Source organism: Enteractinococcus helveticum (assembly GCF_001657475.1).
In the GTDB taxonomy this organism is placed as follows: domain Bacteria; phylum Actinomycetota; class Actinomycetes; order Actinomycetales; family Micrococcaceae; genus Yaniella; species Yaniella helvetica.
In genome coordinates, this window is record NZ_LXEY01000011.1 from 116,163 (window position 1) to 126,439 (window position 10,277).

Below are 10,277 nucleotides of genomic sequence, written 5' to 3' on the forward strand. Positions count from 1 at the left end.
AGTTTTTGGACCGCAACAGGTGTTTAACCACCCATTTTGGTTCTAGACGACTACAGTGGATACAACCAATAGGCGAAGGAAAAGAGGCAATGCACGTGCACACACGAAACATCCGGTTGTTCTCCGTTGGATCTCGAACACTCACCGGTGTTGGTGATGCGCGCGGCCTCGGCTGGCTAGGTCGAGTTTTGGCCAAAACCCACGCGCCAGACCTCGTTATTGAGTCCTATCCGTTAGTCTTCCCGAACGAGACCACAGAGCAACTCTCAGAGCGTTGGGAACCAGAAATACTGCCGAGACTGGCAAAACATGAAACAGAAAACCGCATGATTATAGCGGTGCCACACGATCCGATGGCAAGTGCAGGTTCCTCGGCACGAGCCCGTCTGCATTTGGCCAATATTCTCGACCGAGCGGCCCAGCACAATCTTTCCACGTTCGTGGTTGGCCCTACCCCGGCACAAGACCAAGACATGAACGCTCACCTTGCACAGCTCAATGCTGCGTATCAAGATGTCGCAGAACGACGCGGGGTCACCTATATTGATGCGCTCACCGATCTAGTGAACCACCAGAACTTCAACGAAGACGTCATGATCAACGAAGGGTTACCAGGCCAAGCCGCCTATGGACTCATTGCCTGGCTGGTGTTGAATCGCGGCTGGTTTGAATGGCTTGGTATTGCAGACCCCAGCATTCATGGCTAATTGTCAGTGGTACACTAACGGGGAACCATTTAAAGAAAGGAGCCACTCAATGAGCAAACGTGGTCGCAAACGTAAGGATCGTCGCAAGAACCGTGCCAACTCTGGCAAGCGTCCAAACGCCTAAACGATCTTGAAAAGAAAAAAAGTCTGAACCACCTGGTTCAGACTTTTTTGTTTCCCTCGTACAGGGCAAAAACTACTCGGTGGTTTTCAGCTCCTGGATGCGATGCATGATCTTATCTTTCAGGCTGCGTGGTGCCTTTTCATCGCATGAGCGCTTCACGACGTCGCGAATGATCAATTCAAGATCGTGTTCCGACTGACAGGTTGTACAGCCCTCAATGTGGGCGCGTACTTCTGCTAAATCAGCAGAACCTAGGGCACCGTCTAAATATTGGTAAATATTCTCAATGCGATCGTCAGTGCAACCACCGTTTTCAAGGCAATCGGACTCGGTCCGAACGTGTTGTGCTTCATGTGTCATTTTTGGGCCTCCTCCGATGCTTTTGACTGTTGTTTCTTCTGCAATTCGATCGCGCTTTTAATGCCGCGCTCAGCGGCATAATCGGTGAGTAATTCACGCAAGCTACGCCGTCCTCGGTGCAACCGCGACATCACCGTACCAATGGGCACATCCAGAATGTCGGCGATCTCTTTATACGCAAAGCCTTCGACATCCGCTAAATACACCGGAATTCGGAAATCCTCGGAGATCTCGGCCAGCGCGTTTTTCACATCGCTGTCCGGCAAGACATCAAGGGCTTCGGTCTCAGCAGAACGCAAGCCAGAGGATGTATGCTCTGCGGCTCTGGCCATCTGCCAGTCTTCCAGACCATCTCCATCAGCCTCTTGTGGACGGCGCTGACGCTTGCGATAAATATTGATGTACGTATTGGTGAGAATCCGAAATAACCAGGCCCGCAAATTCGTGCCGGGCTTGTACTGGTGAAACGAAGAATACGCCCGAGCGTAGGCTTCCTGCACCAAGTCCTCGGCGTCTTCGGGATTACGAGTCATCCGTAAGGCACCGGAGTACAGCTGATCCACGAATTGCATCGCGTCCCGTTCGAAACGGGCACGGCGCTGCTCATCCGTCTCAGCTTTCGGATCAATACGAGAGCCGTCATCGGCTGCGGGAATTTCAGAAGGCAAAGGAGTCATCCCAGCTAAGTCTAATCTCAAAACCTGCTCGTGAGAGGTTTCTGTCGGCGCATAAAGTGTTAGCACTGTTGTACACACCCTCCCTACTGTGCTGCCAGACGTTCATCATCTAGCACTTACAGCGAGAAGATGAACCTAAATATTCCCTCAACATCGGCCGAACTGCCACGCTGTCAGCGAGAACAAGGTATCTTGGAAGAAGTCTGGTCAACCTATTTTGTATATGTGAAAGAGGTCTGTGTTGGTCACAATGACGCCCGCCCCCGGTGAAGACTGGTCCGCACCGTTTGCCGATGCTCCTATCCACGCCACCGTGGCATTACCGGGTTCTAAGTCATTGACGAATCGACACCTTGTGTTAGCAGCACTGTCGACCACCCCGAGTCGATTGACCGGCGTACTGGTCTCACGTGACACCGATCTGATGATCCAGGCGCTCACGGCCCTAGGCGCTACCTTCCAGCGCGTCGATGGTGATCCGACCGTCCTGGATGTCACACCAATTGCGTTAGCCGCAACGACCGGGCCGATCACGGTAGAGTCCGGACTCGCCGGAACCGTTATGCGTTTTATCCCCGGTGTGGCTGCCGGGACCAATGCCACTGTGCTCGTCGACGGTGATGAACAATCCTATGCCCGCCCGATGGGACCCGTCATCGACGGGCTGATCCAAGCCGGTGCACGCATCAGCGCAAACGGTCAGGATCCGGTAACGAGTCTGCCACTCACGGTCCACGGCCAAGGAACCGTACCAGGTGGCGCGGTGGGTATCGATTCGGGTGGATCTTCTCAGTTTGTTTCCGCTCTGTTGTTAGTGGGGGCAACGTTCCAACGCGGTCTCGATTTACGCCATACCGGGGAACATACTCCTAGCCCCGAACACATCGCCATGACCATCAATGTGCTGGAGGCGGCCGGTGTACGCATTGAGCACCCGGAGCCAAACCGCTGGATGGTGTTCCCCGGGCCCATCACCACACCCGACACGGCCGTGGAACCGGATTTATCCAACGCAGGACCATATCTCGCCGCGGCCCTGGCCACTGGCGGCAGCGTCACCGTGCCGTACTGGCCACAAGAAACCACCCAGATTGGCAACCGCTGGCGCGAGATTCTACCCGCCTTTGGGGCAACCGTTAGTTTTGAACCGGTAGCTGGCACAAACTACGGCAATCTCACCGTCACCGGCAAGCGTGACGACAAGGGCCGCCCGGTGATCACCGGTGGTGGCGAAATCGCCGATCTAGCCGAGCTGACTCCCACGACCGCAGCACTGGCCCTGTTGGCAGATGGCCCAACACAGTTGACCAAAATTGGTCACCTCCGCGGGCACGAAACCGACCGGCTCAAAGCACTCAATGCTGAGGCCGCCAAACTTGGCGCCACCATTGAAGAGGGCACCGACTACCTGGCCTTTGCCGGCGGATATGACCTGACCGGTGCAACCCTGGACTCCTACGCGGATCACCGCATGGCCACCTTTGGCGCGATCATCGGCCTGGTTGTCAAAGACACCGTGGTCAACGACATCGCCACGACCGCCAAGACCATGCCCGATTTCCCAACCGCATGGACCGCACTTGCCACCGGGCAACGGGACATCCGCGCATGAGCCGGTACCGCATCGATTACTCGCGCTACGACGAGTCATCGGTCCCCAATCGTCCCTCGAAACGCGGCAGCCGACCCCGCACCAAGGACCGCCCCGCCCACGAGGACGCCATCACCGGCCGCGTGACCACGGTGGATCGCGGACGCTACACCATCTACCTACCCGCTGAACGCAAAACCAAAACCTCCCGCGGCACCAAGGCCCGCTACATCACCGCGATGCGCGCTCGTGAAATGCGCAACACCGCCATCGTGACCGGCGATCTCGTCGACATCGTCGGCGATACCTCCGGCCACGAGGGCACCCTGGCACGAATCGTGCGCCTGCAACCGCGCGAAACCGTGCTGCGACGCTCCGCCGACGACACGGACGCTTATGAGCGCGTCGTCGTAGCCAACGCCGATACCCTGGTCATCGTCGTCGCCGCCGCCAATCCCGAACCGCGCACCGGTTTTATCGACCGCGCCATGGTTGCTGCCTACGACGCCGGGATCACCCCGATATTATGCATTACCAAAACCGACCTGGCCGCTGCCGAGAAGCTCACGGAACACTACGCCCATCTGGACCTGGAAATATTTTCCATCGGACCGGTCAATACCGACGACGGCGATCCAAGCCTGGCTCCCATCCTGCATCCGGCTGATCTTGACACCATCCAAGACCGACTGGCCGGGCACATCACCGCGCTCATCGGTCCATCCGGAGTTGGTAAATCCACCCTGCTCAACGCGCTGACCGGCGCAGATCGTGCCGTCGGCCACGTGAACGTGGTTACCGGTCGCGGCCGGCATACGTCGTCATCAGCACTGGCGATTCCGCTCAACCAAGCCGGCACGTCCATGATCATTGACACCCCGGGCATCCGATCCTTCGGCATGGGCCTGGTCGACCCAGACACCGTGGTCGCCGCGTTCGAAGATCTCATTGATGCTATCGTGGACTGCCCACGTGGTTGCACTCACACGCAAGACTCCCCCGGGTGCGCTTTGGATGCCTGGGTGGCCGCCGGTCACGCCGGAGAATCCGGACCCCAGCGTCTGGCCTCATTGCGCAGGCTATTGGAAAATCGCCTTGAAACCGAAGACTTTGACTAACCCCAACAAGGAAAGACACCCCTCCATGCAGCTCACCCCACCACGCCAGGGCTACCGCGAAGACCTGAATCTTGCACTGGTCATCGCCGATTCCGTTGACGCGCTGACGATGTCCCGGTTCCAGGCAGTAGACCTACGCGTCGACACCAAACCAGACATGACCCCCGTTTCCGACGCTGATCGTGCCGCCGAAGAGCTCATCCGCGAACAACTCAAGCGCGCACGCCCCCGCGACGCCGTCACCGGCGAAGAATTCGGTCACACAGGCTCGGGCAAGCGCCGCTGGATCATCGATCCGATCGACGGCACGAAAAACTTTGTGCGCGGAGTACCCGTGTGGGCCACCCTGATCGCGCTGGTGGAAAATAATCAGCCCGTGGTCGGCGTCGTCTCCGCTCCGGCGCTGAACCGTCGCTGGTGGGCCTATGCCGACGGTGGCGCCTACACCGGCAAGTCCTTGTCCAACGCCACCCGCATCCATGCTTCCGATGTCACCGAGCTGTCAGATGCCTCCCTATCGTTCTCCTCGCTTGAAGGCTGGCGTGACCGGGGCAACGTCAGCGAATTCCTCCAACTGACCTCCGATGTCTGGCGGGTCCGGGCCTTCGGAGACTTCTGGTCATACATGCTCGTGGCCGAAGGCGCCGTCGATATCGCCTGTGAGCCTGAGCTGGAGGTCTATGACATGGCCGCTCTGGTCCCCATCGTGACTGAAGCTGGGGGCACCTTTACCTCCTTGGACGGCGAACCCGGTCCGTGGGGCGGTCACGGTCTAGCAACGAACACGCACCTGCACGGCGACGTGCTGGAACGTCTCAACCCTGAGTTACGTGGCCAGACGCGCGCCTAAACCCAGAGCCCTAACGCTGTTGGCGGTTGCCGTTGGCGGCGGTTTCGGGGCGTTGGCCAGGGTCTATCTCCCCTGGCCAACGCTTTTCGCAGCGCCGATGCACGCCTTTGACCCACTGCCGTTAACCATCATAAATTTCTTCGGAGCGGCCCTGTTGGGTTTCGTCACAGGAATCGCCACCACCAGACAGTGGCCGGAGCCGCTGGCAAAGGGTATATCGACTGGCTTCTTCGGGTCCTTTACCTCGATGTCAGCTCTTGCGGTGGTCGTATCCGCACTGTCTTTCGGACAAGCAATCTTCACTGATGCACCATCCGTACCTAACATCCTCGCCAGCTTTGGCGTCGTCCTTGGCATCGTGGTCTTTTTGTGGCTCACGACCTGGATCACGATTGGCACCATCAAGTTGGGGACCCGCGTCGGTAGAGGTGACTAAGCAGTGACTGTTTTTCTTCTTGCAGCCGCCCTGGCCGCAGTTCTTCGTTATCTGGCCGACTTTTATCTGCCTCGTTACGGTATTTTAATCGTCAACATTATCGGCTCATTCATTGCAGGGGTCATTTTGACCCTGGCTGCAATATTGCAAATACACGAAACTGTGGTTCAAGTAGTCTTTGGTGGTTTTGCTGGCTCTCTGACGACCTATTCCACCGTCGCTATTCTCGCCGCAGAGCAACGCGGCAACCGTACCGGCAGCGCCACGAGAACCTGGTTTGCCCACGTTGGGTTGTCGATTGTGGCCTGTGTTTGCGGTGTCATGCTTACCAGGCTGGTAAGCATGTAACGCCTGAAACAGTTCGAGAAAAACCCTGTTAGCTGTAGCCAAGCCCTGCGCCGATATGTAGCATGAGTACTACATTTTGTCGAAGAGATCGGTCACTTCTGTTATGAAGTATACGAATGAGCCCGTGATCGTCACCAAGAACCTCACCATGCGTTACGGGGACAAAGAGGTCTTAGACGGCATTGACCTCACAATTCACCGTCAAGAAGTGGTGGCCGTGTTAGGACCGAACGGGGCCGGCAAGAGCACCACAATCGAGATACTGGAAGGTTTCCGAACCCGGTCGGGTGGCGACGTCGTGGTCCTGGGGGCTGATCCCGCCAAGGCTGATGAGTACTGGCGCTCTCAGGTGGGCGTTGTACTGCAAAACTCTAGCGACCATGGCAAATGGCGTCCCCAACAACTATTGTCCCATATGGCCGACTATTACCGTCCGTATGTGGATCCATGGCCGGTCGACAAACTGCTCCAGTTAGTTGGCCTCACTGACCAGGCGCAACAAAAAATCAGTACTTTGTCGGGCGGTCAGCGCCGCCGACTGGATGTTGCTCTGGGCGTCATCGGACGGCCTCCCCTGCTCTTCCTAGACGAACCAACAACCGGCTTCGATCCTAAAGCGCGTCGAGATTTTCACGACCTGATCCATCGGCTCAGTGATCTGGAAAACACGACCATTGTGCTGACCACCCACGATCTCGCCGAGGCTGAGAAACTTGCTGGACGCATCATTATTCTGGCCGGGGGTCGCATCATTGCTGATGGCTCGCCCTTGGAGCTGATGCATAAGGTGTCCAGTACAGCAGAAGTGCGATGGACACAAGACGGGCAGCTCCGTATCCACGCTAGCCAAGACGCCACAGAGTTTGTTCGTAGGCTACTCGCCGAGCACAGCACCGGCATTACGGACTTGGAAATTCAGCGCAACACACTGGAAGATGCTTATCTATCCATAGTGGAACAATTTGAAGACGGCCAAACTGTGGAAACCACAAAATTTGAGGAGCACACGTTATGACGAGCAAACACACCTCACCGCCAGGGCCGTCGCGCATTCAAACACCAACAACGAATCCGACGATCAACGCTTACCGAACCGGATTGCGCCGCGGATTGGTATCCACCAAAATTCAGCTCACCTCACTGGGCGATGTGCTGGGAACGGTGATCCCGTTACTCCTCTTTGTCGTTGTCCTGTTATTTCTCAACCGCGTTGATGTCGATGGTGCGGTCGTGTCGTTGGGTTCAATGAGTATTCCGGGACTGCTGGCCATGAGCGTCATGTTCAGCGCGGTCATGGGTATTGCCGGGGTGTTGTCAATCGACCGAACCAATGGCACCTTATTGCGTAGCAAATCCGTTCCCGGGGGCACCACGGGATACTTGGTAGGCGAGATCACGGCTATTGCGATCGTCACCGTGATTTCCACACTTGTCCTGCTGGTCACCGGGTTGATCCTCTTTGATGGTCTGGTCTTTTCCACCCCGGGTCGGTGGGTCCTATTCACTATCGTTATGCTATTGGGATTGGTGGCAATGTTAGCCATCGGCGCGGTGATCGGCGCTTTGGTGAACAGCCCAAAGAACATGGGCTTGGTCATGCTGCCGGTTATGGGGCTGATTAGTATTTCCGGTATTTTCTACCCATTGGTGGCACTGCCGGTATGGTTGCAGACCATCGCGCAGGCTTTCCCGTTGTATTGGTTTGGTCTAGGCCTACGCGCCTCGCTCTTGCCCGATTCTATGGCTTCTGTAGAGGTAGCCGAGTCCTGGCGTCTGGAATGGGTATTTATCGCGCTGGTAATCTGGGCGGTCGTGGCCATGGTGCTGGCGCCAAAATTGTTAAGTAGGATGGCGCGGCGGGAATCCGGGTCGACACTGGCTGCCCGACGTCGTGATATTCAACAAGACTGGGGAGTGTAAGCCCCAGTGTCTGAAGTCGTTCATAATCGGATTGCGATGCTGCGTGCCGAACGTCAAGTGTCGCGTAGGGACCTGGCACAAGCACTGGGGGTGCATTATCAGACCATCGGCTACCTGGAACGCGGCGAATATAGCCCTAGCCTGTATTTGGCGCTGAAGATTGCCGCCTATTTCGATGTGCCGATGGAGGTCATCTTCTCGACCGATCCGTTTCCACGGATCTTCTGAGCCACTCACCGAATATCTATCCTGTAGCGTCAGCAAAAATACTGGCATAATTGCGCCGATCGTTAAGGAAAAGCCCGGAATCTCAACGATTCCGGGCTTATCTTGTGGAGATGCCGGGAATATCTTTCAACTACTGCGTGACTAGGCATTATGAAACAACAATGAACCGAAAGGTTAGTAGTTGTCTAAAATAATGCCCCAGCGTGACGGCAAATCACCTGGGGCGCGGAACACGGTTCAACAGCCCGCGTTCATTGCCTACATCATACCAATGTGAAGCAATTGTTACAGGCCCGTTGAGCACAGTGCTCCGGGCCTTTTCTTTCACCGTTCGGGCCGAAACTTAACGGGCCGGTTATATCCCTTGGGAACCGTCACGCACCGGGTGACGGGGAACCACCTGGCCGGGTGGAACCACCACCATATTTTGAGACACTCCGAAAAATCGGAGGGTCTACTAGGCGTGGGCTAATGCAGCAGAAGCGGGGACGGGGGCGGCGGGTTTTTTGGGGATGGGGTGACAACAACACAGCTCCCCTCCGGGGATCCTTATCCGCACCAACCCGACCACCATAGAAAGCCAGGGCACATGAACACACCAAACCCGATTGACTTGATGAGGGCACACCACCAGATGCGCCAGGTCGTGATGGATAACGGCTTCAACGTCCATCACGATGTGGACGCTATCGTTGACGAGTTCTGGGAGCTGTTCGGTCACTTCGACTGGGAGATTATCGCCTGGGACACCGACCGCTACTGGGCCATCATTGAAAACCACCGCATCGATTTCTCGTAACACCACCATCGAAAGAGAGCACACCATGACGATCACCGCACCAGCAGGTTTCACTCCACGCAACTGGGACGCCGAAAAATACCGCTCACTTGAACCAGAGGAACGGTACGAGGTCTACGACGGACCGACAACTGGCGGCCTAGAATCATGGCACGAAGCTGACCAGGATATCAAAATCGACGTCGATCACTATTGCCTAGAGGGCCAGTGGATGGTCCTGGACCTGGCCGGCGCCAAACGCTTACACGCCGACCTGACCGCCCTGTTGGAGCAGCTCGAACAATAACCTCGATCATGATTTCACCGGCGGCCCTGGGGTGACCTCGGGGCCGTTGTGCTTTTAGGATGCTTGATATGGAGATGGATGATTTACGCAGGCGGGCGGCACGCCTGTCCTGGCGGCTGCTTGACGCGCTGCAGGGCGTGGAAACGCAGCGTTCCATCGCCGACGTGCATCTGGCGGCCGAGGGCATGGGCTATGCCGGCGTGCTGGTCCTACTGGCCGACGTGGCGGCCGACCTAACCGAGGACCACGGGCTGCGTTTGCCCGATGATCTGCTCGACGAGTTGGGCATTATTGCGAAAGAATCCGGCGATGGTGACCTCCGGCAGGCCCACCAGGACATGATCGCGGCACTGAACTCCACCGATTGACCCTTACCCGCCTGGTCGGCGCCGTGTCCGGGCCAACGGTGGCCGCTGATAACGGCCATGGGCAACGAATCATCCGCCCCGGCGCCAGGCCCACAGGCGCCCACGCTGCCCCCATGACGAATAAGGCGAAGCCGGCCGATATAAAAGCGTGAGGAAAAAAACGCCGGGGGGGAGACCGCGCTATGCCACCGGGAGCGACCCTTAACGGGGGTGGGGGTCCCTCCCCCTCCCTTGGTTTCTGTTCGCCGTCGGCGGTGTTGCTGCGCCGAGTGTGACCGGCCCGAGGTGGCTCCGGATCCGGGTCGAGCCTGCGTCTCATTGCGCGTTGTGGCTGCTGCTGTGTTTTGTCAATTAGAAGTCGGCCATTAAAGCGATAAGAATCCGGCCACTTTGGCAGGGTTTCCTGCCAAAGTGGCGATAAGGGGTTATTTCATTAGGGCGTTTTTGACGCGGTAGGACTCGCCG

15 protein-coding genes are annotated in these 10,277 nt (G+C 57.2%); 13 read left to right on the forward strand and 2 right to left on the reverse strand.

Annotated elements, in window-relative coordinates:
• Positions 1 to 89 precede the first annotated feature (89 nt).
• Together A6F49_RS03605 and A6F49_RS18805 are read left to right on the forward strand one after the other, a co-directional pair.
• Complete coding sequence (locus A6F49_RS03605) at positions 90 to 707, forward strand: DUF459 domain-containing protein (protein WP_235604850.1); 618 nt, start codon at positions 90 to 92, stop codon at positions 705 to 707.
• A 49-nt stretch (positions 708 to 756) separates the two neighbouring features.
• On the forward strand, positions 757 to 831 hold the full coding sequence (locus A6F49_RS18805; protein WP_379985263.1) for a 50S ribosomal protein bL37: 75 nt from the start codon (positions 757 to 759) through the stop codon (positions 829 to 831).
• Positions 832 to 903: 72 nt separating this feature from the next.
• On the opposite strand, the gene rsrA is transcribed toward A6F49_RS18805, so the two are convergent.
• Positions 904 to 1,191 carry a mycothiol system anti-sigma-R factor gene (gene rsrA / locus A6F49_RS03610; RefSeq protein ID WP_043057030.1) on the reverse strand — a complete coding sequence of 96 codons (288 nt, stop codon included), beginning with the start codon at positions 1,189 to 1,191 and terminating at the stop codon, positions 904 to 906.
• Positions 1,188 to 1,868 carry a sigma-70 family RNA polymerase sigma factor gene (locus tag A6F49_RS03615; RefSeq protein ID WP_043057031.1) on the reverse strand — a complete coding sequence of 227 codons (681 nt, stop codon included), beginning with the start codon at positions 1,866 to 1,868 and terminating at the stop codon, positions 1,188 to 1,190. Before A6F49_RS03615 ends, rsrA begins: the two co-directional genes overlap by 4 nt.
• 238 nt (positions 1,869 to 2,106) lie before the next feature.
• Here A6F49_RS03615 and aroA point away from each other — a divergent pair, with 238 nt between their 5' ends.
• The 11 genes from aroA to A6F49_RS03670 all read left to right on the forward strand — a co-directional run bounded on the left by aroA (position 2,107) and on the right by A6F49_RS03670 (position 9,812).
• The gene (aroA, locus tag A6F49_RS03620) at positions 2,107 to 3,480 is read left to right on the forward strand and encodes a 3-phosphoshikimate 1-carboxyvinyltransferase (protein WP_235604851.1); all 1,374 of its coding nucleotides are present in this window, start codon (positions 2,107 to 2,109) and stop codon (positions 3,478 to 3,480) included.
• On the forward strand, positions 3,477 to 4,577 hold the full coding sequence (gene rsgA / locus A6F49_RS03625) for a ribosome small subunit-dependent GTPase A (RefSeq protein WP_043057032.1): 1,101 nt from the start codon (positions 3,477 to 3,479) through the stop codon (positions 4,575 to 4,577). Before aroA ends, rsgA begins: the two co-directional genes overlap by 4 nt.
• Before the next feature lie 25 nt (positions 4,578 to 4,602).
• Positions 4,603 to 5,427 (forward strand): histidinol-phosphatase, encoded by an 825-nt coding sequence (gene hisN / locus A6F49_RS03630; RefSeq protein WP_043057033.1) that lies wholly within the window; start codon positions 4,603 to 4,605, stop codon positions 5,425 to 5,427.
• Positions 5,408 to 5,863, forward strand: a complete 456-nt coding sequence (locus A6F49_RS03635; RefSeq protein WP_052504700.1) for a FluC/FEX family fluoride channel — start codon at positions 5,408 to 5,410, stop codon at positions 5,861 to 5,863. The genes hisN and A6F49_RS03635 overlap by 20 nt, the downstream gene beginning before the upstream one ends.
• A gap of 3 nt (positions 5,864 to 5,866) precedes the next feature.
• Complete coding sequence (locus A6F49_RS03640; RefSeq protein ID WP_043057034.1) at positions 5,867 to 6,211, forward strand: fluoride efflux transporter FluC; 345 nt, start codon at positions 5,867 to 5,869, stop codon at positions 6,209 to 6,211.
• Between the two features lie 103 nt (positions 6,212 to 6,314).
• Positions 6,315 to 7,226, forward strand: coding sequence for an ABC transporter ATP-binding protein (locus tag A6F49_RS03645; protein WP_043057035.1), 912 nt, complete (start codon positions 6,315 to 6,317; stop codon positions 7,224 to 7,226).
• Positions 7,223 to 8,131: an ABC transporter permease gene (locus tag A6F49_RS03650; protein ID WP_043057036.1), complete on the forward strand. Its 909-nt coding sequence runs from the start codon at positions 7,223 to 7,225 to the stop codon at positions 8,129 to 8,131. The genes A6F49_RS03645 and A6F49_RS03650 overlap by 4 nt, the downstream gene beginning before the upstream one ends.
• Positions 8,132 to 8,137: 6 nt before the next feature.
• Positions 8,138 to 8,359 (forward strand): helix-turn-helix transcriptional regulator, encoded by a 222-nt coding sequence (locus A6F49_RS03655; RefSeq protein WP_043057037.1) that lies wholly within the window; start codon positions 8,138 to 8,140, stop codon positions 8,357 to 8,359.
• A 589-nt stretch (positions 8,360 to 8,948) separates the two neighbouring features.
• On the forward strand, positions 8,949 to 9,158 hold the full coding sequence (locus tag A6F49_RS03660) for a hypothetical protein (RefSeq protein ID WP_043057038.1): 210 nt from the start codon (positions 8,949 to 8,951) through the stop codon (positions 9,156 to 9,158).
• Between the two features lie 25 nt (positions 9,159 to 9,183).
• Positions 9,184 to 9,444: a hypothetical protein gene (locus tag A6F49_RS03665; protein WP_043057039.1), complete on the forward strand. Its 261-nt coding sequence runs from the start codon at positions 9,184 to 9,186 to the stop codon at positions 9,442 to 9,444.
• A 68-nt stretch (positions 9,445 to 9,512) separates the two neighbouring features.
• Positions 9,513 to 9,812, forward strand: coding sequence for a hypothetical protein (locus tag A6F49_RS03670; protein WP_067605549.1), 300 nt, complete (start codon positions 9,513 to 9,515; stop codon positions 9,810 to 9,812).
• Positions 9,813 to 10,277: the final 465 nt, after the last annotated feature.